This is a genomic window from Truepera radiovictrix DSM 17093 (assembly GCF_000092425.1).
GTDB classification, from domain to species: domain Bacteria; phylum Deinococcota; class Deinococci; order Deinococcales; family Trueperaceae; genus Truepera; species Truepera radiovictrix.
Window position 1 is genome coordinate 916,749 of record NC_014221.1, and the last position, 23,356, is coordinate 940,104.

The 23,356-nt window shown below is 69.4% G+C and carries 25 protein-coding genes and 3 tRNA genes; 13 read left to right on the forward strand and 15 right to left on the reverse strand.

Annotation, left to right across the window (positions count from 1 at the left end):
* Nucleotides 1-91: 91 nt before the first annotated feature.
* The 6 genes from TRAD_RS04215 to mgtE all read right to left on the reverse strand — a co-directional run bounded on the left by TRAD_RS04215 (nt 92) and on the right by mgtE (nt 7,163).
* Nucleotides 92-1,459: a flavin monoamine oxidase family protein gene (locus tag TRAD_RS04215; protein ID WP_013177353.1), complete on the reverse strand. Its 1,368-nt coding sequence runs from the start codon at nt 1,457-1,459 to the stop codon at nt 92-94.
* A 191-nt stretch (nt 1,460-1,650) separates the two neighbouring features.
* Nucleotides 1,651-2,742 carry an acyl-CoA dehydrogenase family protein gene (locus tag TRAD_RS04220; protein ID WP_013177354.1) on the reverse strand — a complete coding sequence of 364 codons (1,092 nt, stop codon included), beginning with the start codon at nt 2,740-2,742 and terminating at the stop codon, nt 1,651-1,653.
* 17 nt (nt 2,743-2,759) lie between these two features.
* Nucleotides 2,760-3,758 carry a Gfo/Idh/MocA family protein gene (locus TRAD_RS04225; RefSeq protein ID WP_013177355.1) on the reverse strand — a complete coding sequence of 333 codons (999 nt, stop codon included), beginning with the start codon at nt 3,756-3,758 and terminating at the stop codon, nt 2,760-2,762.
* Between the two features lie 71 nt (nt 3,759-3,829).
* The gene (locus tag TRAD_RS04230; RefSeq protein ID WP_013177356.1) at nt 3,830-4,594 is read right to left on the reverse strand and encodes an AAA family ATPase; all 765 of its coding nucleotides are present in this window, start codon (nt 4,592-4,594) and stop codon (nt 3,830-3,832) included.
* A 121-nt stretch (nt 4,595-4,715) separates the two neighbouring features.
* The gene (locus TRAD_RS04235; RefSeq protein WP_013177357.1) at nt 4,716-5,450 is read right to left on the reverse strand and encodes an MgtC/SapB family protein; all 735 of its coding nucleotides are present in this window, start codon (nt 5,448-5,450) and stop codon (nt 4,716-4,718) included.
* Between the two features lie 285 nt (nt 5,451-5,735).
* Entirely contained in the window at nt 5,736-7,163 is a 1,428-nt protein-coding gene (mgtE, locus tag TRAD_RS04240; RefSeq protein ID WP_013177358.1) for a magnesium transporter, read from the reverse strand.
* 408 nt (nt 7,164-7,571) lie between these two features.
* On the opposite strand from mgtE, the gene galK reads away from it, so the two are divergent.
* Nucleotides 7,572-8,738 carry a galactokinase gene (gene galK, locus TRAD_RS04245; protein ID WP_013177359.1) on the forward strand — a complete coding sequence of 389 codons (1,167 nt, stop codon included), beginning with the start codon at nt 7,572-7,574 and terminating at the stop codon, nt 8,736-8,738.
* Here galK and TRAD_RS04250 read toward each other — a convergent pair.
* Nucleotides 8,735-9,709, reverse strand: a complete 975-nt coding sequence (locus tag TRAD_RS04250) for a CobW family GTP-binding protein (RefSeq protein WP_013177360.1) — start codon at nt 9,707-9,709, stop codon at nt 8,735-8,737. The genes galK and TRAD_RS04250 overlap by 4 nt on opposite strands.
* Nucleotides 9,710-9,750: 41 nt before the next feature.
* On the reverse strand, nt 9,751-10,983 hold the full coding sequence (locus TRAD_RS04255; RefSeq protein WP_013177361.1) for a YibE/F family protein: 1,233 nt from the start codon (nt 10,981-10,983) through the stop codon (nt 9,751-9,753).
* A gap of 153 nt (nt 10,984-11,136) precedes the next feature.
* Between TRAD_RS04255 and TRAD_RS04260 the strand changes: the two genes are divergently transcribed.
* From TRAD_RS04260 to TRAD_RS04285, 6 genes are all read left to right on the forward strand, one after another.
* Nucleotides 11,137-11,403, forward strand: a complete 267-nt coding sequence (locus TRAD_RS04260; RefSeq protein WP_013177362.1) for a large ribosomal subunit protein bL28 — start codon at nt 11,137-11,139, stop codon at nt 11,401-11,403.
* A 41-nt stretch (nt 11,404-11,444) separates the two neighbouring features.
* Complete coding sequence (locus TRAD_RS04265) at nt 11,445-12,347, forward strand: metal ABC transporter substrate-binding protein (RefSeq protein ID WP_013177363.1); 903 nt, start codon at nt 11,445-11,447, stop codon at nt 12,345-12,347.
* A 60-nt stretch (nt 12,348-12,407) separates the two neighbouring features.
* Nucleotides 12,408-13,151 (forward strand): metal ABC transporter ATP-binding protein, encoded by a 744-nt coding sequence (locus TRAD_RS04270; RefSeq protein WP_013177364.1) that lies wholly within the window; start codon nt 12,408-12,410, stop codon nt 13,149-13,151.
* A gap of 57 nt (nt 13,152-13,208) precedes the next feature.
* A complete protein-coding gene (locus tag TRAD_RS04275; protein WP_013177365.1) occupies nt 13,209-14,123 on the forward strand; it encodes a metal ABC transporter permease in 915 nt (304 codons plus the stop codon).
* A gap of 68 nt (nt 14,124-14,191) precedes the next feature.
* A complete protein-coding gene (locus TRAD_RS04280) occupies nt 14,192-14,506 on the forward strand; it encodes a hypothetical protein (RefSeq protein ID WP_013177366.1) in 315 nt (104 codons plus the stop codon).
* The gene (locus TRAD_RS04285) at nt 14,503-14,718 is read left to right on the forward strand and encodes a hypothetical protein (RefSeq protein ID WP_013177367.1); all 216 of its coding nucleotides are present in this window, start codon (nt 14,503-14,505) and stop codon (nt 14,716-14,718) included. The genes TRAD_RS04280 and TRAD_RS04285 overlap by 4 nt, the downstream gene beginning before the upstream one ends.
* A 407-nt stretch (nt 14,719-15,125) precedes the next feature.
* Here TRAD_RS04285 and TRAD_RS04290 read toward each other — a convergent pair whose 3' ends face one another.
* Entirely contained in the window at nt 15,126-15,410 is a 285-nt protein-coding gene (locus TRAD_RS04290; RefSeq protein ID WP_013177368.1) for a WGxxGxxG family protein, read from the reverse strand.
* 79 nt (nt 15,411-15,489) lie between these two features.
* Nucleotides 15,490-17,304, reverse strand: coding sequence for a menaquinone biosynthesis decarboxylase (locus tag TRAD_RS04295; protein ID WP_013177369.1), 1,815 nt, complete (start codon nt 17,302-17,304; stop codon nt 15,490-15,492).
* Nucleotides 17,305-17,442: 138 nt separating this feature from the next.
* Here TRAD_RS04295 and TRAD_RS04300 point away from each other — a divergent pair, with 138 nt between their 5' ends.
* Together TRAD_RS04300 and rpsT are read left to right on the forward strand one after the other, a co-directional pair.
* On the forward strand, nt 17,443-18,018 hold the full coding sequence (locus TRAD_RS04300) for a Maf family protein (protein ID WP_013177370.1): 576 nt from the start codon (nt 17,443-17,445) through the stop codon (nt 18,016-18,018).
* Between the two features lie 122 nt (nt 18,019-18,140).
* Nucleotides 18,141-18,428, forward strand: coding sequence for a 30S ribosomal protein S20 (rpsT, locus tag TRAD_RS04305; protein ID WP_185095215.1), 288 nt, complete (start codon nt 18,141-18,143; stop codon nt 18,426-18,428).
* An 87-nt stretch (nt 18,429-18,515) separates the two neighbouring features.
* On the opposite strand, the gene TRAD_RS04310 is transcribed toward rpsT, so the two are convergent.
* Complete coding sequence (locus TRAD_RS04310) at nt 18,516-18,848, reverse strand: DUF3140 domain-containing protein (protein WP_013177372.1); 333 nt, start codon at nt 18,846-18,848, stop codon at nt 18,516-18,518.
* 29 nt (nt 18,849-18,877) lie between these two features.
* Nucleotides 18,878-19,462 carry a sulfite oxidase-like oxidoreductase gene (locus tag TRAD_RS04315; protein WP_013177373.1) on the reverse strand — a complete coding sequence of 195 codons (585 nt, stop codon included), beginning with the start codon at nt 19,460-19,462 and terminating at the stop codon, nt 18,878-18,880.
* A 100-nt stretch (nt 19,463-19,562) separates the two neighbouring features.
* Here TRAD_RS04315 and TRAD_RS04320 point away from each other — a divergent pair, with 100 nt between their 5' ends.
* The 4 genes from TRAD_RS04320 to TRAD_RS04335 all read left to right on the forward strand — a co-directional run bounded on the left by TRAD_RS04320 (nt 19,563) and on the right by TRAD_RS04335 (nt 20,676).
* Entirely contained in the window at nt 19,563-20,279 is a 717-nt protein-coding gene (locus TRAD_RS04320) for an RNA methyltransferase (RefSeq protein ID WP_041947137.1), read from the forward strand.
* Between the two features lie 64 nt (nt 20,280-20,343).
* Nucleotides 20,344-20,432 (forward strand) — tRNA-Ser (locus tag TRAD_RS04325).
* A gap of 30 nt (nt 20,433-20,462) precedes the next feature.
* A tRNA-Ser gene (locus tag TRAD_RS04330) sits at nt 20,463-20,554 on the forward strand.
* Nucleotides 20,555-20,599: 45 nt separating this feature from the next.
* Nucleotides 20,600-20,676 (forward strand) — tRNA-Arg (locus tag TRAD_RS04335).
* 147 nt (nt 20,677-20,823) lie between these two features.
* Here the strand turns inward: TRAD_RS04335 and TRAD_RS04340 are convergent.
* The 3 genes from TRAD_RS04340 to TRAD_RS04350 are packed head-to-tail and all read right to left on the reverse strand — an operon-like array spanning nt 20,824 to nt 23,352.
* Nucleotides 20,824-21,501 carry a M15 family metallopeptidase gene (locus TRAD_RS04340; protein ID WP_185095198.1) on the reverse strand — a complete coding sequence of 226 codons (678 nt, stop codon included), beginning with the start codon at nt 21,499-21,501 and terminating at the stop codon, nt 20,824-20,826.
* 16 nt (nt 21,502-21,517) lie between these two features.
* On the reverse strand, nt 21,518-22,042 hold the full coding sequence (locus TRAD_RS15070) for a copper resistance CopC family protein (protein WP_013177376.1): 525 nt from the start codon (nt 22,040-22,042) through the stop codon (nt 21,518-21,520).
* Entirely contained in the window at nt 22,039-23,352 is a 1,314-nt protein-coding gene (locus tag TRAD_RS04350; protein WP_013177377.1) for a methanobactin export MATE transporter MbnM, read from the reverse strand. Before TRAD_RS04350 ends, TRAD_RS15070 begins: the two co-directional genes overlap by 4 nt.
* Between the last annotated feature and the right edge of the window lie 4 nt (nt 23,353-23,356).

Here is a 23,356-nt window from a genome sequence, read left to right on the forward strand (position 1 = left end):
GGCCCTGTAGCGCGCCGAAGTGGGGTGTCGGGGCAGCTTGAGCGGTACCCAGGTTCGCCTCGAGCGCCCCGCGACACCCTAGCGAGCCCCGTTACAAAAGAGCCGCGACCCTCTCGGCGGCCGCCTCGCCAGTGCGCACCGCCCCCTCGAAAAAGCCGGGCCAGCGCTCGGCCACCTCCGTACCCGCCCAGTGGATGCTGCCGACGGGGGCGGCGAGCGCTTCGCCGAAAGACGTCCACACGCCGGGCGGCATAAAGGCGGTGTAGCCCCCGCCGGTCCACGGGTCGCTCGTCCAGTCGGCTTCGTCGTAGGCGATGGGGGAGAGGGCCTCATCGCCGAAATAGCGGGCGAGGTCGGCGAGGATGGCGGCGCGGCGGTCGCTCTCGTTGAGCTGCCGCCACGCGTGGTAGCGGTGGCCGTAGACGAACGCCGCGATGACCCCGACGTCGCCTGCAAGCTCGGAGCTGTCGGCGCACAGCTCGACCCAGCCGCTATTGCCGATGCCGGTCCCGACAAGCCCTCGGTCGCGCCAGAAGGGGCGGTCGTAGGCGACCAGCAGTTTGGCGCAGGTGCCCATCGGCATGCGCTGGGTGAGCTGGCTGCGAAGCGGCGGCAGCGGCGGGTCGTAGGCGATCCGGCCGGCCAGGTGCGGGGGCATGGCGACGATGGCGAACCGTGCGGCGTAGCGGCCGCGGGGCGTCTCGAGCGTAACGCCCGCGCCGTCTTGGCGCGCGCGCAAGACCGGTTCGCCCGTACGGACGCGTTCGGCAAACGCTGCGGCGATCTTCGCGGGGAGCTGCCCCGCTCCGCCGCGCAGGAGCTCGGCTTCCGGGTACTCGGCTTGCGAGGCCACGCGGTGGCCCCAGAGGACGTGGAGCAGCGACACCTGCTCCGGTTCGGCGCACCCCGTGCCGACCGCTCGAGCCATGTAGGAAAAGTACCAGTTGCCGAACGCCGTGCGGGTGTTTTCACCGATCCACTGCGCGAAGGTCACGGCGTCGAGCTTGCGGGTGAGGTCGTTCGAGCGCGGATGCTCCGGTTCCAGACGCGCCGCTAGGGCGTCGAAGCGGGCCCACGCGTCGATCGCGTCGCTCCAATCCCCTTCCGGAACGCCCGGGGGGAGCCCCTCGAAAAACCCCTGAAAAAACCCCTCGAACTCGTAGCGTTGGTCGCCGAAGATGAGCACCTTGCGCCCCTGCGACGGTGAGGGGAAGCGCTCGACACCGTACTCGCTTAAAAGCGCACAGAAGCGCTCTTGGGTGGGGCCGACCCACTGCCCCCCCCAGTCGACCCACCCCCCCGAGGGCAGCGCGCGGCCGTACATCCGGCCGCCTATGCGGTCTCGCGCCTCGAGCACCAGCACGGAGGCGCCGGCGCGGTGCAGGTTGCGAGCGGCGACGAGGCCGGCGAGTCCGGCGCCGACGACGATGCAGTCGTATGTCGGTGTGTCTGTGGGCAACGTCAAGGCTCCTTTCCACGGATCGCGCGCCCACCCCGACCCCACGCGGTTTTCCAGAGCCTAACAGGTGGTGTGCCGGCTCAAGTTGGCGGGCGCCTACATCGGGCGTGCGGCGAGCCATAAGGCGCGCGTCGGGTAACGCGGCGTCCGACCGTCCCGCGTGGCGGTCGGCGCGCCTAGGGCTTTGGCGCCTAGAGGCCGAGCGCGCGCCGCCCGACAAGCTCCAAAGCCGCGTCACCCGAGGGGGGGTGCATGAGCCCCGCCCGGACGTCGCGGAAAAGGCGTTCTAAAGGCAGCTCCGGTCCGAGGCTGGCGCCGCCTGCGAGGCGCAGCGCCGCTTCGGTGACCCAGAGCGCCGCCTCGATTGCGACGTGCTTGGCGGCGACGACGCGGGGGTAAAACGCCTCCCGGTCGCCCTCACCCGTCCAGGCGTGGGCGGTCGCGACGAGGAGGGTGCGCGCGGCGGCGAGCCGCACCGCCATCTCGCCGAGCTGCCGCTGAATGGTGGGGAGCGTGGCGATGGGGCGGCCGAGCGCGGTCGGCACGCGCTCCAGGGCGTAGCGCGCGGCGGCCTCCTGCGCCGCGAAGGCGGTGCCCAGGTAGGTCGCGGCGATCAGGGTCGGGAACCAGAGGTTGGGACCGGCGCGCCCCTCGGCGACGAGGTGCGAGACGGGGACGCGCACCCGGTCGAAAAAGACGTCGTCCGAGTTGCTGGCGCGCAGGCTGAGGCCGCCCCCCCAGGTGCGTTTCCAGCGGACGCCGGGGAGGTGGTTGGGGAGCCAGAGGGTGCGCGCTTGTTCGTCGAGGGTGACCCGCACGAGCAGGTGCTCGAGCCGCTCCCCGCCCGTGACCCACGTCTTGTGGCCCGTGACGACGAGCGCGTCCCCCTCGCGCACGGCCTCGGTCTGCGGCAACCCGCCGCGCGACGGCGACCCGAGCTGCGGTTCGCTGGCCGCGGCGTTAAAGAGCTCGCCCCGCACGGCGCGCTCGCAGAACTCGGGGGCGAGCTCCCCCCAAGCGCCGGTCTCGAGCGCGTGCCCGAAGAGGTGGAGCTGCATGGCGGCTACCAGGGCGGTTGAGGTGCTGCCCTCAGCCAGCGCGAGCTGCGCTTCGGTGCAGACGCCCAGAGAAGCGCCCGCGCCGCCGTAGCGTGCGGGCACCGAGAGCGCCAAGTAGCCCGACCCCTTGAGGTCGGCGACGTCCGCCTCGGGGAGCTCGCCTTGCTGGTCGGCCTCGGCGGCCCGCGCCGCGAACCCCCGTGCGAGCGCCCCTGCGAGCGCCACGGGGTCGCCCGTTCGGTTCAGGGCCGCCCCTCGTCGGCGCGCCGCGCGGCGCGCAAGAGCGCCTCGATGACGCGGAGGTTGGCCGCCGCGTCGCTGACGGGGTAGGGGACCGGGGCGCCCGTCAGGGCGCTCTCGGCGAACGCCTCGGCCATGAGGGTGAACTTGTTCGCGCCCGCGACCGTGTGGACCCGCTCCTCGGTCGTCTTGCCCCGATGCGTGCGCCGCTCGAGGATCGTCGTCTCCGCTTCGCCCACGCTAAAGGGCGCCTCGAGCCGCAGCGTCCCTTCGGTGCCGGTGAGCTCGAGCACGTCGCGGCGCGCAGCGGTGAGCGCGCAGTCAAAAGACGCCGTCACCCCGCCCGGAAAGCGCAGCAGCCCCGACAAGCTCCCGTCGACGCCCCCCTCAAAGCTCGCGAAGGCCGCGACCTGCACGGGTTCGGCGCCGGCGAGCGTGCGGCTCGCGTTGACGCAGTAGCAGCCCACGTCATAGAGGGCGCCGCCGCCGAGCTCGGCCTGCCAGCGGATGTCCTGGCGGTTGTCCAGCCGAAACGAGAAGGCGCTGCAGATCGCCCTTAGCTCCCCGATGGTGCCCGCCGCGAGCAGCTCTTGCAGCGCTCGAAACCGCGGGTGGAAGCGGTACATAAACGCCTCCATCACCGCAAGGCCCGCGCTAGCGGCGGCGCGGCCGATCTCGAGGCACGCGCTCGCCGTGACGCCGAGCGGTTTCTCGCAGAGCACGTGTTTGCCGGCGGCTAGGCTCGCAAGCGCCCACGGTTTGTGCAGGGTGTTGGGTAAGGGGATGTAGACCGCGTCGACCTCGGGCGAGGCTAAGAGCGCCTCGTACGAGCCGAACGCCTGCGGGATGCCGAGCGCGCCGGCGGCCTCCCTGGCCCGCGCCTCGTCGCGGCTCGCGAGCGCGACGACCTCGCCGTTACGCGCCCTTTGCAGCGCCGGGACGACCGACTTGAGCCCGATGCGCGCGGTGCTCAGCACCCCCCAGCGGAGTTTCTCTGCCACACGAAACCTCCTGCAAAGAGCTTACACCGCCCCGGTAACCCGCAGGTCCAAGCGTTGGTCGGCGACGAACCTCAGGGCGTGGTGGCGCGGTAGGGCGGGTCGTTTGGTGTAGGTGGCGTGGGCGTGTCGCCGCCGCTCGTGGCGGCGCGCTCGATGAGGCCGAGCGCGCGCGGCAGCAGCTCGGGGGCGTCGCTTTCGAGTACGGGTACCCGCAGCTCGCGGGCGGCCGCCTCGAGCCCGGCTTGCAGCGCGCGGATCTCCTCGAAGCAGCCCAGATAGCGCGCCGCCGCGCGTTGTCCAAAAGTTTCCTGGGCGCGCGCCAGGAAGCGGCGGCGATGTTCGTCTGCCGAACGCACGACGAGCAGCAAGGGGACGCTTAGGACGTTCCGGCGGGGCTGCGGTAGCAGTCCGGGGACGAGGTGTACGCCCTCGACGATCAGGGCGGCGCGCTCACACGCGGCCCGCTCGACGACCGCCTGCAGCCCGAGGGCGACCTGGGTCGCTTGAACCCGAAACCCAGCCATCACGCGCTCGGGGGCGGCGTTACCGGGGGACGCGAGGACCGCACAGGCTTCAAAGCTCGAGGCGTAAAGCGCCGCCATCTGCTGCGGCGAGGTCAGCGCGCGCATGATCTGACGCACGGTGTCGCTCGAGATGACCCGGTAGATGCCGAGCCGCTGCGCCAACGCCGCCGCCAGCTGCGATTTGCCGCTGCCGCTGACGCCGCCGATCAGAAGGTGTAGGGGTGGCGCTTCGAGACTGGGGTCAGCGCCTAGGGTGGAAGGACGAAGCGGGGCGAGGTGATGCTGGTAGGGGGGCGAGCGGTGCGTAGCCATGAGAACCTCCGGTAGAGGCGCCGGTAGGGGGCGTGGTGGGGGAGGGGCGCTGGGCCGGCGTCGCCCACCGACGTCACGCGCGCCGACGCGGTGGCGTTGTCGGCTCGGGTCGCCAGCGGCGCTAGCCGCTGGCGACCTCCCAGCTGACTTCGGTCACGCTCGGCTCCAAACTGAGCCGCCCGACGAGCTGCTCGAGGACGGCGTCGGCGCGGCCTTGGGTGACGAGGCGGGCGCGCACGCGCACCTGTTCGGTGTTTTCGACGTCGCGGCTGCGCAGGTTGCGGATCCTTAGGGGGCTGCCGCTCAGCATCTGCAAGAGGAGCGCCCGCACGTGCGCCTCTTGGGGGGCGACCGAGACGATCTCGATGGTGTAGCCCGTCTCGACCTCGCTGTCACTAAGCGGTTGCCGGTCGATGCGCCGCGCGAGCGGGCGCAAGAGCACGTTGGCGAGCAGCACCACCAGAGCGGCCATAAGCGCCGGGATGACAAATCCCGAACCCGCCAAGACCCCGACGGCGGCGGCGCCCCAGAGCGTGGCGGCGGTGTTGAGGCCGCGCACGCTGGCGCCGTCGCGGATGATCACCCCAGCGCCCAAAAAGCCGATACCGGAGACCACCTGTGCGGCGACCCGCGTGGGGCTCGCGTCGCCGTCTATAAAGAGCGGCAGCGACACGAACGAGGCGGCCCCGACCGAAACGAGCGCGTTGGTGCGGAGCCCAGCCATGCGCTGCCGCCACTGGCGCTCCAGACCGATGGTGGCGCCGAGCGCTAGGGCCAAAAGGAGCTTGAGAAAGAACTGCGCGTAGGGGTGCGCAAAAGCCGCCCCTAGCGTTGCGGAAAGGTCAAAAGGCGTCACAGCGCACCTCCTTGGGTCAGAGGGTCGAGAACGACCGCTGTTAGCTTACTGTTTGGCGCCGGTGCGCAGCGCCGGGCGTGAGCGCGGTGGCGTAGAGGGCGACCGACGCGGACGCTCGGGCCCCGTGCCAACAGGCGCGCAGCTTCTTACGCTGCCGCTCGTAGCTTGCGCGTTTTGCCGAGAGGGGCTCTCTGCGCGCCCAGCTCTGCGAAGGCGCCTCCGGCCTCCGGCATGTGCCAGCGGCCTAGCACGGCGAGCGGCCACGGCCCGTGATCGCGCGCTAGCCTAGAGGAGCGCAAGGGCGCCGAGCGCCGCTTCGACACCCCCCTCGCCGACGCCGATCAGCGCCGAGACCAGGTAGAAGTAGAGGGCCAAGCCGACAAAGTCCTTGATGGTGGTGATAAAGGGGTCGGCGCCGGGGGCGTGGTCGAGCCCGAGCTTGACCATCAGCCAGGGCAGCAAAAAGCCGAGCAACGTGGCGAACGTCACCACCGTGGCGATCGACACGCCGACCGCGACGCCGAGCTGCGGGACGCCGTTGGGCGCGCCCTGCCAGAAGTAGGCAGCAGCGCCCGCGACGAGCCCCAAGACGAGGCCCATGATGGCGCCGATAGCGACCTCGCGCCCCAAGTGGCGCCCGAAGCGGCGCAGATCGATGTGGCCGAGCGCGAGCCCGCGCGCGAAGATGGTCGTCGACTGGGTGCCGACGTTGCCGCCCATGTCCATCACCAGAGGGATAAAGACGGCCGCGGCGATGACCGCCTCGAGGATCTCCTCGAAACGGTCGATCAGCCCGCCTACCGCCAGCCCACCGGCGAGCGTCACCAGCAGAAACAGGATGCGCACCCGCACGGGGTACCAGACGCTCCCTTGGGTGAGGCGTTGGCTGTTGACCTCGTCTTTGCGGCGAGTCAGGTCGCCCACCCCGGCTTTCCAGTACATCGTCTCCGACGCCTCCTCCTCGAGCAGATCGACGACGTCGTCGAAGGTAATAGCCCCGACGAGCCGCCCCTCGGCGTCGGTGACGGCCAGGGCGGGGAGGCGGTGGCGTTTGAGGAGGGTCGCTGCGCGCAGGCGGTCGTCGTGCGCGCGGACGTAGACCTCCGGCGCCTCGACGAGGTGGCGAACTGGCGCCTGGGGGTCGGCTTTGAGGAGGCGACCGGCTTGGATAAAGCCCTGGTAAAAGCGCCCCTCGTCGATGACGAAGACCACCCCGAGCTGCTCGCCGCTTAAGGGGCTGCTCCGCAGCGAGGCGAGCGCCGCGCCGACGGTGGTGTCCATGCGCACGGCGTGGTAGTAGGGGCTCATCTCGCGCCCGGCGCTCTCTTCGGGGTAGCCGAGCAGCTCGTTGACGACCCGCCGCGCGTCGGGGCTCAACCCGGCGATGAGGCGTTTGGCGACCTTGGCGGGCAGCTCGTCAAAGAGGCGCATGCGCTCGTCGGGCTCGAGCGCCTCTAAAAGCGGCAGCACCTCGGGGTCCTCCATCCCGCGCACGAGCGCCGCCTGGTCGCGCGGTTCGAGGCGCTCGAAAACGACGATGGCGCGGTCTTTGGGGAGGAGCCGAAAGGCGATGACCTGCTCTTTGGGCTCGAGCGTGGGCAGCAGCTCGGTGAGTTGGTCGGTGCTGGTCTGGGCGAGGCGCTCTTTAAGGGTCTGTAGCTGAACGGCGCTGACGCGCGTACCGGCGAGGGTGCGGATGTCGGGTTGCGTCATGGGTGACCTCCGTCGACGTGAGGGCCCTGCAGCCCTCTTGGGCGGGGTCACGCCCGCGCAGTGTCAGTAGCTAGACAGCACCTAGCAGCGCACACCCCCGAAAGGGCCGCAGGGTCGGCGTTGGGTTGTTACCAGACGTGAAGGCGGTTTGGCGTCCGAACTGTGCGGTTCGTCTTGCAACGCGTGTCGGCTCCTTTCTGTGGGGGTTGGCCTAAAGCCTTTGTTAGGGTAGTCACTCGTCGGCGCGGGTGTCAAGCCCAGATGGACTTTGGGCTCTGACCTTGGGCTCTGGGGCGTCTCTGGAGTTGCCGTATAGATGCCGCTCTGCGCCGCTCTCTTGGCCCAGAGGGCCCGCGCCGCCGTAAGCTCGCCTCACAGCCGTTCGCGGCGCGGTAGAGTGAGCGCGTGATGCGCTACACCGCCGACTTGCGAGCCGAAGTGACCGAGGCCTTCAAAACGCGTTACGGAGCCCCGCCGGAGGTGCTCGTGCGCGCCCCCGGCCGCGTCAACCTGATCGGTGAGCACACCGACTACAACGACGGTTTCGTGCTGCCCATGGCCCTAGAGCGCGCCGCGTGGCTGGCGCTGCGCGCGCGCCCGGACGACACCGTCACCGTGCGGTCGCTCGAGCTCGGCGACGAGGTGAGCTTTCGCCTGAGCGCCCTCGAGCGCGGCGAGGGGTGGGCGGAGTACCTCAAGGGGAGCGCCTGGGCGCTGCAAGAGGACGGGTTTCACCTGCGCGGTTTTGAGGGGGTGCTGCGTAGCGACGTCCCCCTGGGGGCGGGGCTCTCCTCGTCGGCGGCGCTGGAGCTCGCCACCATGCGCGCTTTCGCCGAGGTCTCCGGCTTTCCCTGGGAGCCCAAACGCATGGCGCGCCTTGCGCAGCGCACCGAGAACGCCTGGGTGGGCGCGCAGACGGGCATCATGGACCAGCTCATCTCGGCCTGCGGCGAGGCGGGGCGGGCGCTCCTCATCGACTGCCGCAGCCTCGAGACGGAGGCGGTCGCGCTGCCGGCGGGGACGGCCGTGGTCATCATGGACACCGCGACGCGCCACAAACACGTCGAGTCGGGTTACAACGACCGCCGCCGCCAGTGCGAGGAGGCGGCCGCGTTTTTCGGCGTGCGCGCCCTTCGCGACGTGTCGCTAGCGGACTTTCGGGCGCGCGAGGAGGCGCTCGCGGCCGCCTGCGGCGACGAGGTGCGCCGCCGCGCGCGCCACGTGGTCTCCGAGAACGCCCGGACGCTCGCCGCCGCCGCGGCGATGCGCGCGGGCGACGCGCCGGCGCTCGGGCGGCTGATGGACGAGAGCCACGCGAGCATGCAGGGCGACTTCGAGATCTCGTCGTCTGAGCTCGACCTGATGGTGTCGCTCGCGCGGCAGCAGCCGGGGTGTTTGGGGGCGCGGATGACCGGCGGCGGTTTCGCGGGGTGCGCCGTGGCGCTCGTGCGCGAGGCGGACGCGCCCGCGCTCGTTGCCGCCGTGAGCCAGCGCTACGCCGCCGAGAGCGGCCTTGAGGGGGCCTTTTACCTGAGCGAGGGGGCGGCGGGGGCGAGCGCGGAGCGGGTCGCCTAAGCCCGCGTCCGCGCGCGCCGCGCCAGAAAGCGGCGTTTGGGGGGTGGCGCTGCGGTCTCGGCGAAAGCGGCGCGCAGCGCTTCGGCGTCGAGCTCGCGCCCGATCACCACGAGCTGCGAGCGGCCGTCGGCCGGTTCGGGGAGCAGGGTGAGGTTTAAAACGTCGCGCACCGCCTGCACGAGGAGGCGCTGCTTGGCGCCCTGGAGGCTCACGAAGCCTTTCGTGCGCAGGATGCGGTCGGGTTGGCTGAGGATAAAGGTCTCGAGAAAGCGGTTGAGCGCCCCCCGCTCGAGCGCCGCTTCGCCGGTGAGCACGAGGCTCCGGAGCCCCGGCGTGTGGGCGGTCGCGTGCTCCGGGCGCCACGCCGGGGCGAACAGCTCGGCGCCGAGGAGCGCTGCGGGCAAGACGCGGCCGTGCTCGGCCTCGAGCACTGCGGCGAGCGGGTTGAGTTTGGCGATGATCAATCGCGCCCGCGTCCGCTCGGCCTCGCCGACGGCGTCGCACTTGTTGAGCACGACGACGCTCGCGTAGGCGAGCTGCAGCGCCCCCTCGGGGGAGCTCTGCACGGTCTTTTCGAGGTTGCGGGCGTCGGCGACCCCGACGAGCGCGCGCAGCTCGAAGAGCGCCTTGACGTAGGGGTCGAGGATGGTCTGGGCGACGGGTACGGGGTCGGCGACGCCGGAGAGCTCGACTAAGATGTGCTCGGGCGGGTCGTCGCGCAGGCCCAGTTTGATGAGCGCGTCGACGAGGTCGTCGCGGCCGAAGCAGCAGAGGCAGCCGTTGGCGAGCTCGGTGACGCCGCCCTGCTCGAGCGTCTCGATAAGCGCGCCGTCGACCCCGAGCGTACCGAACTCGTTGACGATGACGCCGAAGCGCGCCCCCCCCGACGCCAACAGGTGGTTGACCAGGGTGGTTTTACCGGCGCCCAAAAAGCCGCCGATGACCGAGACCGGAATGCGCCGCTTAAGCATGGGCACCTCGCGTAGGTATTTGAGAAAGGCTTGTCAAGAGGTTACTTGCCGCGGCCGCGCAGACTCGCCTCGCGGCGCCTTAAGAGCGCCTGCGCCGCCGCTTCGGGGTCGCGGGGGGGTTGCAGGTCGAACTGCCGCGCGCGTTGCAGCTCCCCCCCGGCGGGGTGGGCGTGCAGGTTGAGCTCGCCGCGGCGCAGCGCGAGCTTGTCGCCGCGGAACATCAGGGCGGCGATAAAGGTCGTCAGGGGCACCGCCAAGATCAGCCCGACCGACCCGACGAGCGTGTGCACCACCTCGGAGGCGACGAACTCGAAGTTGAGCGCCCGCGTGAGGGTAAAGTCGTTGACGCTTAGCAGCACGAGCAGCGGGAGTGCGGCGCCCGTGTAGGCGAGCACGAGGGTGTTGACCAAAGAGCCGACGTGGTCGACCCCGACGTTCATCCCGCGGGTGTAGAGCTCGCGCAGCGAAAAGCTCGGGTTGACGTGGGCGAGCTCGCGCACGACGCTCGCCTGCACGATGGTGATGTCGGTGAGCGCCCCTAAAGCGCCGATGAGGAGCCCCGCGAGCAGCAGCCCGCGCAGGTCGACCTGCGCTGCGACCACGGCGATCGAGAGCGCTTCGTCGCTGCCTAGGCCGGTGAGGTAGGCCGCGCGGGTAAAGAGGACGCCCAAGACCATCGTGACGATAACGGCGACGAAGGTTCCCAAAAGGGCGGCCGTGGTGCTCCACGAAACGCCGTGGACGAAGTAGATGGCGAGCACCAGCATGCCGCCGACCCCGAGCAAAGACACCACCATGGGGTTCCACCCCGCGAGGATGGCGGGGACGACGAAGGCGATGGCGATCAGGAGGCTCGAGCCCGTCGCCAGCACCGCCCGAAACCCCTTGCCGCGCGCGATGGCGGTAGCGACCACCAGAAAGAGCGCGAGCAGCCAGCCGAGCGCCGGGCGGCGCACCCAGTCCGAGACCACGTACCGCACCCCGCCCTCCGGATGCGGGGCGTAGTAGAGCTCGACCCATTCGCCGACGCGGTACGCGGGCAGGTCGAAGTTGGGAGCGCCGGCGCCGTCGGGGAGCGGGGTGGGGAGCTCGGCCTCGACGGTCTCGCCGCTGCGCAGCGTTACGGTCGCGCGCTCGCCTAGCGCGACGATGCGGCCCTCGACGAAGCCGACGTCGCGGCGGGTGTCCGGGGCTGCGGGGGAGGCGGCCCACCCCACCGCGAGCCCGCACCACAGGTAGAGCCAGAGGGGCAGGGAGAGGAGGCGAAGCGACATGCAGGGCAGTTTAGCAGAGCCCTAGATGAAGCGCCTTAGGCGTGAGCCGTTGGGTTAGCGTGTCGGGTGGCGCTAGACAGCCACCTAAATGATAACGTAGTATCAACAAGCGAGGAGGGCGCCGTGCTTCGCCCCAACCGAAAAGGAGACGTTATGCCCAAAGTGTGCGCCGTCACCGGCAGACGAACCCGCCGCTTAACGACCAGCAGACGCCGCGGCTCCGCCAAGAGAAAGGGTGGGGTCGGCCTGAAAAAGGTCGGCGTTCACACGCGGACGCAGCGGCCGAACCTGCAGAAAAAGACCCTGTGGCTCGGGGGTCGGGCGCAGCGCGTGTGGCTGAGCGCCAAGGCGCTCCGCAGCCTCGACCCGACCCTGCTCGCGCCGCCGCTACGCGCCGAGCGCCGAGCTGGTGGCCGATAGATGCCTGCGTTGCCGATCCCGCCGCGTTTTTGGAGGAACCGATGACACGAACCCTGTTGGGCCTGCTGCTGGCCCTGAGTCTCGCGCTGAGCGCCGTCGGGGTGGCGCAGGGGGAGCGCCCCGTGGTGGTGGCGTCCATGCACCCGCACTACGACCTTATCCGGCAGATCACGGCTGGGGAGGCGGAGGTTGTGCGCCTGCTGCCCATCGGCGCCTCGCCCCACACCTTCGACCCGACGCCGCGCGACGTCGCGCGCGTCGGCGCGGCCGACCTGGTGATCTTTAACGGCGGCGTCGACGCGTGGCTGCACAACCTGGTGGCGGCCTCGGGGACGGACGCGCCGCTGCTCGAGCTGATGGCGGTGTTGGACCTCGACGCAGCAGCCGAGGGGGCGCGCCCCCGCGACCGTGGTGTTGGGGACGACCACCGCGGCGTCAACCCCCACGTCTGGCTCGACCCCGTGCTGATGGCGCAGGCCGTACCGCACTTCGTCGACGCGCTCGCCGCAGTCGACCCGGCGCGCGAAGCGCTCTACCGCGCCAACGGCGAGGCGCTCGTCGCCGACCTCGAGGCGCTGCACGCCGAACTCACCGAGATCTTGGCGCCAGTTGCCGGCGCGCCCTTCGTCCCCTTTCACGACGCCTGGCCCTACTTTACGGCGCGCTACGGGCTCGAGCAGGTCGTGGTCATCGAACCCGCCCCCGGGCGCGAACCGACCCCGAGCTACCTCGCCGAAGCGCTCGCGCTCATCGAAGCGAGCGGCGCGCGCGCGATCTTTAACGAGGTGCAGCTGCCCGCCCGCCCCGCCGAGGTTTTAGCCGAGCAAGCCGGCGTCGCGCTCTACACCCTCGACCCCGAAGGGGGGGGGACGAGCGACGAGGAGACCTACCAGGCGTTCATGCGCGACAACGCGCGCACCATCGCCGAGGCGCTGTCGCGGTAGCGCGTTGGGGCGCTCTGGCAGCTTCGACCTCCGCGCACCGAACGGGATAAGCTAAGCCGCGTGACCTCCCCCGACCGCCCCCCGCTTCACTTCCACCACGTCAGCGTCCGCTTCGGCGAGGCGGAGGTGCTCAGCGACATCTCGTTTGACCTCTGCGCGGGGGCGTTTTTGGCCCTCGTGGGCCCCAACGGGGCGGGCAAATCGACCTTGATCAAGGTCGCTTTGGGGCTCGTTACCCCACATAGCGGGCACGCGGCGCTCTTCGGCGCGGCGGCGGGGCGGCACCCCGAGCGCATCGGCTACGTGCCGCAGCTTAAAACGTTTGACCGCACCTTTCCGGCTTCGGTGCTCGAGCTCGTCGTCTCGGGGCTGCGCCGGAGCTGGCCGGCGCGCGTCCAGAAGCGCGAACGCGACGCGGCGCGCTTGGCGCTCGAGCAGGTCGGTGCGGGGCACCTCGCCCTCAAACACCTCCCCAAGCTCTCCGGCGGGGAGCTGCAGCGCGCCTTTCTAGCCCGCGCCCTCGTCCGCCGCCCCCAGCTCGTCTTGCTCGACGAACCGGCGACCGGGGTCGACTTCCTGGCCGAACACGACCTCTACGACCTTTTAGAGCGCTACCAACGGGAGACGGGCGCCACGGTCGCGATGATCACCCACGACCTCGCCGCCGCGCGCTACCACGCGACCCACGTCGCGGTCCTCAACCGGCGGCTGCACGGCTTCGGTCCCCCCGCCGAGGTCTTCGCCGGCGACGCCCTGACGCGCGCTTTCGGCCACCTCGGCCACCCGCACAAGCTCGCGGTGTAGCGCGCTGTGGCGTTGTGGCGACCCGGTGCGGCACGCAGCGGCGCGCCGGCCGTAGCGATGAGCGTTAGTGCTACGCTGACCGGTGGCCTCGACCGGGGCGCCACGACGACCCCTCAGGCCTCCAAACCAAACGCCTCCGTGCACCTAGAGGAAACCGATATGCTCGCCGAACTCATCGACGTCTTTCAGCTCCCCTTTATGCAGCGCGCGCTCCTCGCGGGGCTTCTCGTCGCGCTCATGTGCGGCGTGTTGGGGGTTTTCGTGGTGCAGCGGGGGCTGTCGTTTTTGGGCGACGGCCTCGCCCACGCGGCCTTCGGGGGGGTAGCTCTGGGGCTTTTGCTCGGGGTCGAGCAGCCTCTGTGGGTGGCGCTCGCCTTTACCCTGGTGGCCTCGCTCGGCATCGCTTGGGTGCGCGACCACACGCGGCTCTCGTCGGACACGGCGATCGGCATCTTTTTCGCGGTCTCGGTGGCGCTGGGCGTGATGTTTATCAGCTTCGAGACGCAGTTTAACGTCGACGCCTGGCACCTGCTCTTCGGTTCGATCCTGGGTATCGGCCAGCAGGAGCTGCGCCTCATCGCGGGGCTCGCGCCGCTCTCGTTGGGGCTCTTGGCGCTGCTATGGAGCCACCTCGCCTACGCGACCTTCGACGCCGAGCTCGCGCAGACCGACGGGGTGCGGGTGCGCGGCCTCGAGTACCTGCTCTTTGCCCTCGCGGCGGTGGTGATCGTCGCTTCGGTGCGGGTCGTCGGGGCGATCCTGATCGCCGCCTACTTGGTCATCCCCGCCGCGAGCGCGCGCCTCGTGACCCGCTCGCTTTTCAGCATGACGCTCCTGAGCGCCCTCCTAGGGGTGTTCAGCACCGCCTTCGGCCTCGGCGCCTCGTACGTTTTGGAGGTGCCTTCGGGGAGCACCATCATCTTGACGCAGGCGCTGCTCTTTCTCGCCGCGGCGCTCGCCTCGCGGCGTTAGCGGGTGTCGCGCGCGCCTCCATGCGCTAAACTCCAATCTGCCGGGGGTGCGGTGCCGTAAACTCACGCATGGCGTATCGGCAGATTGCAGAACACCACATAGGCACGGGGGCGGTGCCGGGTATCCAGCGCTTTTACCGCTGCCCCAACCGCTACGGCGCGATCGTCTTTCAAGAACCGCTCTCGGGACCTTCTGCGCGGCTCCTCGTGACCCCGGTGTACTTCGAGGGGGACAGCGAGGACGACTACCGCGTCCTCTCGAGCGACAGAGCGACCGAGGGCCGCTCCGACGACCTCTTGCGCCCCGCCTTCGTCACCTCGCAAGCGGAGGTCGAGGCGCTTTTAGATGAGCTCAGCCGTCTACCCGAGGAGGAACCGCGATGAACCAGCTTAGCCGTGAGGACTTTTTTGCCCTGCCGCTCGAGGAGATCGAGGGCCGCACCGGCCTCCCCGCCCCGCAAGGCGCCGACGAAGCGGAGCTGCAGGCGTACCGTGAACGCGCCTGGAGGAGTTACAAGCTCGACGTCGCCAACCGCGAGGAGTGGGTCGGTATCGAGGGGGAAAACGTCGGCCCGGCCGAGGACGAGACGCTCTAGCGACGACACCCGCCAGGGCTCGAGGCGCCACTTAGCACTAGGGCCCACCCTGCGCGCCGAGGTGACCGAACCCCTCGGCGCGCAGCCCTTGGGCAACGCTAAAGCACCCCTGCGGCCCCTTCGGGGAGGTCGGCAACGACCAGAAATCGTCAGGAAGGTCTCAGCCGCCCCTGAAAGCGGAGGCGTAGCGGAAACCGCGCGCTCCGGGAAGTCGGCGAAGGCGTGCGGCGAACGCTTTTGCCGCCGCTAATGCCGCCCTGGGCCAGGACGAGCGTGCGCTCGGCCCGACGCAGCCAGCCTCTATACGCGTCATGGTCGGGTCACACGCTGGTCTAGTAGGCGGCGCGCCCCAAAAAAACCGTCCGGAGGGTGTCCGGACGGCCTCTGCGTTCGGTGTTTGGGGTTGGTTAACGCCTGGTCCCGTCGACCACGACGTTGCGGTCGCCGCCGCGGCCGCGGCCCGTGAGCCCCGCCAACCCGAGCAGGCCGAAGAGCCCGATCCAACCCCACCCGCCGCCGGTGCCCTGCGTCGTGGTCGTGGTCGCGGGCGCAGCAGGGGCGGTCGTGGTCGTCTCTTGGACGTTCGTGCCGGTCGTCCCCGTCGTCCCGGCGGCGTGGGCTGCGGGGAGCCCGACGAAGAGCAAGCTGAGTGCGAGGGCGCCATTGCGGCAGGTTTTTTGCAGCGTGGTCATGGTTGCCTCCCTTGGGTTTACCCTAGACGAGGTAGGGGAGCGCGGTGTGTACTGCGCCTCACACTGCTGCTGCGCCCGCTCAACCGGGGACGGGCTCGTTGACGAGCCGGGGCCAGAGCGCGTCGACTTTGCGCTTGACGGCTTCTGTCATGGTGATCTTTTCGGGCCAGCCGCGGTGAAACCCCTCCTCGGGGAGCTTGGGCGTGCCGTCCATCACGAACACCGGTCCGCTCGGCCCCGTTAAGACCTCGACGTCGCGCTCCGGGTCGATGTTGTTGAGAAGCGTCCAGATGCAGTCTTCAAAGTCTGCGGGGTCGGTCTCGTGGTCGAGCACGGCAATCAGCCGCACCCCGGTGGCTTCGGGCTGCGCGGCGGCCCACGCCCCGAGCTCCCGACCCTGCCCCGCGCGCTGTTTGTGGGTGGTCAAAAACCAGAAGCCGCCGGCGAGCTGGTGCTGCCGCGACACCGCTTCGTGTGTGGGGAGCTCCGCTTGTGAGCGCGTTTCGTTCGGCGTCCAGGCGGCGTTCGCCCCCTCCTCGTCGTGTTTGCGGGTGCCGTCTACGATCAGCTTGCTGCCGTAGCTCCACGAGCGGCTCGAGTGGTCGAGCACATCGATGGGCCCCTTGGCGAACTGCGAATCCCGCCCCGGCACGGCGTTTTGGAGAACCGTGCGCCAGAACGCGAGGTGCTCTTGCGGCTTGACCTTTTCGTCGGTCACCAGCAGCACCTTGGCGAACATCATCTGCCCCAGACCCAGCAGGCCGTTGGCGACCTTGTAGGCTTGTCCCGGGTACTCTTTGTTGATGACCACGTTGACCAGGTTGTGGGCGATGCCGGCGGGGGGCATGTGATAGTCCACGATTTCGGGCAAGATGAGCTGCGCGGGTACCAGAAAGATGCGCTCTGAAGCCTCGATGAGGTAGGCGTCCTCCATCGGTGGGCGGCCCACGATCGTCGCCGGGTAGAGGGGGCGCTCGCGCATGGTGATGGCCGTAACGTGAAAGACCGGATAGAGGTCAGAAAGCGTGTAGAAGCCGGTGTGGTCGCCGAAGGGCCCCTCGGGGCGCCAGGGCTCTTCGGGGTCGACGTAACCCTCTAAAACGAACTCGGCGTTCGCGGGCACCTCGAGGTCGACCGTGAGGGCTTTGGTCAGCTCGATCGAGCGCCCGCGCAAAAAGCCCGTGAGTGAAAACTCGTTGATCCCCGGAATGGGCGGGATGGGGGCGGTGGCGGCGTAGGTGAGCGCGGGGTCGCCGCCTAATGCGACGGCCACCTCGAGCCGACGCCCCAGCCGCTTGGCCTTTTCAAGGTGCTTCGCGCCCGTCTTGTGCCGCTGCCAGTGCATCCCGGTGGTCGCGCGGTCGTAGACCTGCATCCGGTACATGCCGATGTTCGGCTCGCCCGTCTCGGGGTCTTTGGAGATGACCAAGGGCAGGGTGATAAAGGGCCCGCCGTCTTGGGGCCAACACGTGAGGATGGGGAGCTTGGTGAGGTCGACCTCGTCCCCGCGCCACACGACCTCCTGGACGGGGCCGCCCCGCACGCGCTTGGGCGGCAGCGAGGCCAACTCTTTGAGTTTGGGCAGGTTCGAGGCGAGCCCCAAAAGGCCGCCGCCCAGCTTGACCTCGGTGAGGTTGCGGATGCGCTCGCCGATGGCGTCGAGGCTTTTGGCGCCCAGTGCCAGCGCCATACGCTCACGGGTGCCGTAGAGCCCGATCACCAGCGGGAAGTCCTTACCGGCGACATTTTCAAACAGCAAAGCGGGGCCGCCCGTCTTCACCATGCGGTCGGCGATCTCGGTGATCTCGAGCTCCGCCGAGACGCTTTCGCGAATCCGCAGCAGTTCGCCGCGGCGCTCGAGTTCGGCTACGAAGCTCTGCAGGTCGGTGTACATGCCCCTAGGATACGGGTGGCGGGCGCGCGCGCGCGTCGTGTGAGAAGGCTGGGTGCGGCCTTTCGGTGTCAGGGCGGCCCCTCGGTGCCAGGGCGGCGCGTGCGGGGTGGTGCCGGGGGGCGGGGTAGACTCTAGAGCGTGAGCAACCCCCCCATCATCCTGGCGAGCGCTTCGCCGCGGCGCCGCGAGCTGCTGCAGAACCTGGGCCTACACTTCGACGTGATCCCCGCCGACATCGATGAAACGCACGGCCCCGACGAAACCCCTTTCGAGCTCGTGCGCCGCCTGAGCGTTACCAAGGCCGAGGCGGTAGCGCGGCGCTACCCGGACGCGCTCGTGATCGCCGCCGACACGCTCGTCGTGCTGCGCGGCGAGATTTTAGGCAAACCCAAGGATCGGGAGCAAAACCGCGACTTTATCGCGCGGCTCTCGGGCCGCACCCACGAGGTCTTCACCGGACACGCGCTCCGACGCGGTGAAGGGCGCGCCGAGCGGGTCGTCAGGACCGCCGTGCGCTTTCGCAAGCTCACCGACGACGAGATCGACCGCTACGTGGCGACCGGCGAAGGGCTCGACAAAGCGGGCGGTTACGCCGTGCAGGGCCGCGGCGCGGCGCTCGTGCGCGAGGTGCGCGGCTGCTACTTTAGCGTCGTCGGGCTTGGGGTGGCGACGGTGGTGGCGCTCGGCCGCGAGCTAGGGGTGACGCTCGTCTAGGGGGCGCCGCGGTGCCCCCGCGCGCGTTGCGCTAGCGCGGGCCGCTATGCTAGAGTCAAAAGGTTGACGGCCCGACCCGGGCCAAAGAGCGCGAAACCCGAAGACGCTGACCCCAAAGGAGCATCATGGCAAGAAACCCGTCGGCAATGAAGTACCACCGCCAGTCGCAAAAAGCCAGGGCGAAAAACCGCGCCGCGAAGAGCACCATCCGCACCTTCGGCAAAAAAGCCGTCGAGGCGGCCGAGCGGGGCGACCTGGAGGCCGCCGCGAAGTTTCAGCGCGTGACGGTGAGCCTCATCGACCGCGCCGCGAAGGGCTCGACGCTGCACAAAAACGCCGCGGCGCGGCGCAAGTCGCGCCTCGCTAGGCGCCTCAACAAGCTCGCCGCTGAGCAGGCGCAAGCGGGCTAGCGCGCCCCAAAAACGACCCCGAGCGCAGCGCTCGGGGTTTTTACGTGGAGGTGTCCACGGTAGCGCCACGCGCCGCTGCGACCCGCGCTAACCGTCGTCCTTACAGGGGTCGTGACCCCAATTCATGAGCGAGTAGCGCCAGTTGCTCTCCTTGGGGTCTCCCTCGGGCCGCTGCGCTAAGTGGCGTTTGATGTAACCGACCACGCGGCGCATGTGCGCTCGGTCCTCGTCGGTGAGTTCAGCCTTCTTCTTGCGTTTGATGCTGAGGATGCGCCTGCCGGAGGCGTGTCCCTTGGACTCGCCGTTCCCATCTTTTTGACCGACCGACTTTGAAGCGTCGGTCTCGAGCCACCGCTCTAGCTCCTTGGGTTGCATGTTGACGAGTTCGGCGAACTCACGCTCGACATCCTCTTGTGCCATCACCCCTCCTGTCGCGGCGGTAGCCCGCGTTAGCTGTAGCGCTCTTCGCGAAAGGGGTCGCCGCGCCTATGGTAGCCGTTGCGCTCCCAAAACCCCGGCCGGTCCCCCCGCATGAACTCGATCCCGGAGAGCCACTTGGCGCTCTTCCAGGCGTAGAGGTGCGGGATCACCGCGCGCACCGGTCCGCCGTGGTCGACCGGGATGGGCTGCCCTTCGAGCTTGTGCGCGATCAGGCAGCCGTCCGCCAAAAAGTCCTCGAGCGCGAGGTTGGTGGTATAACCGCCGTAGCAGTGCAGCATCACGTGCGTCGCTTCGGGGTGGACCGCGAGGTGCCGTATCAGCTCGGTCGTCAGCACCCCCGTCCAGCTCACGCCCAGCTTCGACCAGTGCGTCACGCAGTGAAAGTCCCTGGTGATGCGCGTCTGCGGCAGGGCGAGGAGCGCCTCCCACGAGAGGGTCGTCTCTTCGGCGAGCCCGAAGATGCGCAGCTCAAAGGTCGCCTCGCTGACGCGCGGGGTAGGACCGTAGGTCATCACGGGAAAGCGCTCCGTCACGCTCTGTCCCGGGGGCACGTTGGAGCTGGCGGGCGCCTTGTGGAAGATCTTGCCGAGCATGGTTCAAGCTAGCACGGCGCCCGGCGCGCAACCTTGCTCTAGTCGACGCTTTGAGCGGCCCCGCCGAAGGGTGCGCGGAACGGGGGCGTATACTAGCGGCGTGGGTGCGCTGCGTATCGTGCTTGTTCGGCCCAAAGACCCCGCGAACGTCGGTGCGGCCGCGCGGGCGATGAAAAACTTTGGCCTCGGCGACCTCCACCTTGTCGCGCCACAGCGCCCCATCGGTCGGCGCGCCTACGCGCTCGCCTCGCACGCCCAGGACGTGCTGCAGCGTGCCGTGGAGCATGAGAGCGTCGCCGAAGCCCTAAAGGGTTGCACGCTGGTACTCGGGACGACTGCGAGGGAGCGCCGGGAGGGGCGGATGTACACGCCCCGAGAGGCCGCGCAGACGCTCACACCGGAGGGGCTCGCGGTCCTTTTCGGCCCCGAGGACTTCGGCCTCAGCAACGACGACCTCAAGCACTGCCAGGGCTACATCCGCATCCCGACCGCCGCCTACGCTTCGCTCAACCTGGCTCAAGCGGTGCAGCTCGTCGCTTACGAGTGGTTTGTCACCTCGCAGGAGCAGCCCCCCCCGAGCCCCCCGGAGGAGCGTGCCGCGCGGGAGCTGCTCGAGGGGATGTACGACCACCTCCTCAAGACCCTGCACCTGATCGGTTACACCGACGCCCAACGCCAGGGGAGCGCCGAGCGGCTCTTTCGCGCCATCTTCGACCGCGCCGACCTGAGCGCGCGCGAGGTCGCCGCGCTCCGCGGCCTCTGGCGCCAGGTGGCGTGGGCCGTGACGCGGGGCAGCGCGAGGGAGCAGGGTTCGTAGAGACCGGGTTCGTCGAGGCGTTGACAGAGCTCAAGCCGGGTAGGTATACTCACGAACGCTGACCGGAGGGTTGGCCGAGTGGTTGAAGGCAGCAGTCTTGAAAACTGCAGTAGGGTCTCCCTACCGGGGGTTCGAATCCCTCACCCTCCGCCACCGCCAGAGCGCTTCGGCGGCTGCGAGTGTGGAGAGGTGGGTGAGTGGTTTAAACCACAGTCCTGCTAAGACTGCGTTCGGCGAAAGCTGAACCGAGGGTTCGAATCCCTCCCTCTCCGCCACTGCTTTAGGGTATACTCTAGAGCGTAGGGCCGAGCCCCTAGCATGCGCCCGTAGCTCAGCTGGATAGAGCGTCTGACTACGGATCAGAAGGTCAGGAGTTCGAATCTTCTCGGGCGCACCACAGAACAAGCGTCTAGGACGCGAAAAAAAGACCCCGCACCGCGCGGGGCTTCTTTTTTTGGTGGCGCTTTACACCTCATGTGACCCCTACTTGGCACCGACGCATTGACACCCCTGTGGGGGGTGCTCGAGGCCTTCCGGTGTCGCCCTAGCGCTCCCCCGAACCCCGCCGCCACAACCACTCCCGCAGCGTCAGCCCGCTCTCGGTGACCGCCCGCGCGACCTCGCGGCCCACGTAGCGGTAGTGCCAGGGTTCGTAGATATAGCAGGTGAGTTCCTCTTGGCCCGCGGGGTAGCTCATCACGAAACCGAAGCGGTGGGCGTTCTCGGCGAGCCAGCGGCCCTCCGGGGTCTCGCCCCAGTCGCTCACGTCCCAGGGGTCGGGGCCGCCCGCGCTGCGAAAGTCGAGCGCCGTGCCGAGCTGGTGTTCGGAGTGGCCGGCTCGAGCGCTGCTCCTCAAAGCGGCCTCGAGCCCCTCGCGCGCCACCCAGTAGGCGAAGGTTCGCTCCTGGTAGCCGTACGAACGGTAGGCGGAGGTGAGCTCGAGCGCTAGCCCGTCGGCTTCGGCCGCTTCGCGCAGCGCCCGGAGGTCGTCAATCACGAGCTCGCGCACCAAAAAGCCACCCGCGAACCCCGCCAGCTCGGCGCTGACGAGGTCATTTGGGGCGTAGCTCTCGGGGAGCCGGTAGGTGGTGTCGAGCAGGGTGTAGGGCCAGTCGTCGAGGTCGCTGAGGGGCGTCCGGACGTCCCCGTAGGCGCACGGGGGCAGCGGCGCGGCGAGCGCGAACGCGCACGCGAAAAGGAGGAGCTGCGCGAGCTTTGCCAAGGGGGGGTGCAACGCGCTACTCGCTCCCTTCGGGGTCGTAGGTGAAGGTAAAAAAGTCTTGGATCAGACGCCCGTCTTCGGCGAGCGCGCGCCACATCACCACGTACGCCCCCGCTGGTAGCGCCTCCTGGAGGCTGAGCGTGACCGTGGGGCCGTCGGCTTGCACCCCCGTATCGACGCGCGCGTCCTCGTCGTCTTGGAGTGGGAGCACCTGGGCGGCGAGGGTGGTGGCAGCCTCATCGAGGGTGTCGGGGTCGTCTGGGTCTGGGGTGGGTGCCGGGGGGAGCGCCCCGCCCGTCTCGGTAGCGCCCGCATGCGCCGCACCCACCTCGAGCGACGCCTGCGCCGCCTCGACGGGGAGCGGGTAGACTTTGAAGAGGCTGAAGTCGAGCGTGACGCTCTCGCTAAACGTCAGCACCACCTCGGCGGGGGGCTCGGTGAGGGTGGCGCCGGCCGCGGGGCTCGAGGAGATGAGTTCGGCGTGCGCGTGTGCGGCGCCAAGAGCGCTACAGGTCAAGAGAGCAAGGGCGCGTACGATCATCTCGTTAGCTTAACGCGCCGCGCTCGCTGCGGCTCGGTCCAGGGGTTGCTGAAACGGGGGTCGGTGAGGAAGGTTTCGTCGGTTAGGCTCTCTAAAAAGGCGATGAGGTCGGCGCGCTCGTCGTCGGTCAGGGAAAACCCCATGACGAAGCCGCTCTTGAAGGGGTTCGTCCGCCCGTCGCCCGCATTGGGTCCCGAGGCGATCACCCGCCCGCCGGCTTCATAAAAGCGCACGACCTCCTCGAGGGTCTGGGCGCTGCCGTCGTGAAAGTAGGGTGCGGTGACGGCGACGTTGCGGAGGCTCGGCGCGCGAAACCGGCCCATGTCGGCGGGGTCACCGGTGATCTCGTAGAGGCCGGTGTTGGGGTGCGGGTAGCGGCCCTTGCCGCCGAGGTTGTAGAGCCCGGTGTTGTGAAAGGCGCTCTCTCTAAAGGTCGTGTTCTCGTGGACCGTAGGGCCGGCGAAGTTGAACCCGCCGTGGCAGTGGTGGCACTCGAGGCGTTCGGACAAAAAGAGTTCGAGCCCGCGCTGCGCCGAGTCGGAGAGCGCGTCCCAGGCGCCGCCGTAGACGAAGCGGTCGTAGGGCGAATCGCCCGAAAGAAGCGTGCGCACAAAGGCTGCGAGCGCCTGCACGGTGGTGCGCACCGAGAAGGGGTCGTCGAGCTCGGGGTAGGCGGCGTGAAAGAGCTCTTGGTAGCGCCTGTCGGCGCGCAGCCGTGCTAGCAGCTCGTCTTCGCGCCCCGCGAGGCCGAGCTCGACGGGGTTTTCGCCGAACATGGGGACGAGGATGTGCCGCTCGAGCTCGGTGAGCGTCGGGTTGGCCCAGTTGAGCGTCGGCATGTAGACGACGTTGGCGAGCGAGGGGGCGTTGCGCGGCCCCCGCTCGCCGGTCGAACCGACGCTGCGCTCCCGCCCGTCCGTAAAGGCGCGCGCTTGGACGTGGCACGAGGCGCACGCCTGCGTCTGGTTGCCGGAGAGCCGCACGTCGTAAAAGAGGTGCCGCCCGAGCGCCACCTTGGCGTGCGACATGGGGTTGTCGTCGGGGACGAGGGGTTGCGGGAAGCCCGGGGGAAGCTCCCAGGTAAAGGGCGCGGCGGGGGCGGGCGCCGAGACGCTGCTGGCCGAGGTGCTGCTGCGGCCCGCGTGGGTCGTCTGCACGAGGGTGTGACCGAAAACGACCGCAACGGGAAGAAAGAGCGCGCTGAGCACCCCTCCCAGAAGCCAGAGGTCCAGACGGCGACCGGTGACGCCCTTGGCGCCGCGCCGGTCTGCCCGCGCGTACCGTGGCGTTAGCTGCGTGTGTCTACGCATCCTT

Bases quoted from the DNA above. Each gene is read 5' to 3' on its own strand.
- TRAD_RS04280 (WP_013177366.1), top strand. From the start codon at position 14,192: ATGGCGTATCGGCAGATTGCAGAACACCACATAGGCACGGGGGCGGTG.
- TRAD_RS15070 (WP_013177376.1), bottom strand. From the start codon at position 22,042: ATGATCGTACGCGCCCTTGCTCTCTTGACCTGTAGCGCTCTTGGCGCC.
- TRAD_RS04295 (WP_013177369.1), bottom strand. From the start codon at position 17,304: ATGTACACCGACCTGCAGAGCTTCGTAGCCGAACTCGAGCGCCGCGGC.
- TRAD_RS04230 (WP_013177356.1), bottom strand. From the start codon at position 4,594: ATGGCTACGCACCGCTCGCCCCCCTACCAGCATCACCTCGCCCCGCTT.
- TRAD_RS04275 (WP_013177365.1), top strand. From the start codon at position 13,209: ATGAGCGTTAGTGCTACGCTGACCGGTGGCCTCGACCGGGGCGCCACG.
- TRAD_RS04265 (WP_013177363.1), top strand. From the start codon at position 11,445: ATGACACGAACCCTGTTGGGCCTGCTGCTGGCCCTGAGTCTCGCGCTG.
- TRAD_RS04310 (WP_013177372.1), bottom strand. From the start codon at position 18,848: ATGGCACAAGAGGATGTCGAGCGTGAGTTCGCCGAACTCGTCAACATG.
- TRAD_RS04285 (WP_013177367.1), top strand. From the start codon at position 14,503: ATGAACCAGCTTAGCCGTGAGGACTTTTTTGCCCTGCCGCTCGAGGAG.
- TRAD_RS04260 (WP_013177362.1), top strand. From the start codon at position 11,137: ATGCCCAAAGTGTGCGCCGTCACCGGCAGACGAACCCGCCGCTTAACG.
- TRAD_RS04350 (WP_013177377.1), bottom strand. From the start codon at position 23,352: ATGCGTAGACACACGCAGCTAACGCCACGGTACGCGCGGGCAGACCGG.
- mgtE (WP_013177358.1), bottom strand. From the start codon at position 7,163: ATGACGCAACCCGACATCCGCACCCTCGCCGGTACGCGCGTCAGCGCC.
- TRAD_RS04290 (WP_013177368.1), bottom strand. From the start codon at position 15,410: ATGACCACGCTGCAAAAAACCTGCCGCAATGGCGCCCTCGCACTCAGC.
- TRAD_RS04255 (WP_013177361.1), bottom strand. From the start codon at position 10,983: ATGTCGCTTCGCCTCCTCTCCCTGCCCCTCTGGCTCTACCTGTGGTGC.
- galK (WP_013177359.1), top strand. From the start codon at position 7,572: ATGCGCTACACCGCCGACTTGCGAGCCGAAGTGACCGAGGCCTTCAAA.
- TRAD_RS04250 (WP_013177360.1), bottom strand. From the start codon at position 9,709: ATGCTTAAGCGGCGCATTCCGGTCTCGGTCATCGGCGGCTTTTTGGGC.
- TRAD_RS04315 (WP_013177373.1), bottom strand. From the start codon at position 19,462: ATGCTCGGCAAGATCTTCCACAAGGCGCCCGCCAGCTCCAACGTGCCC.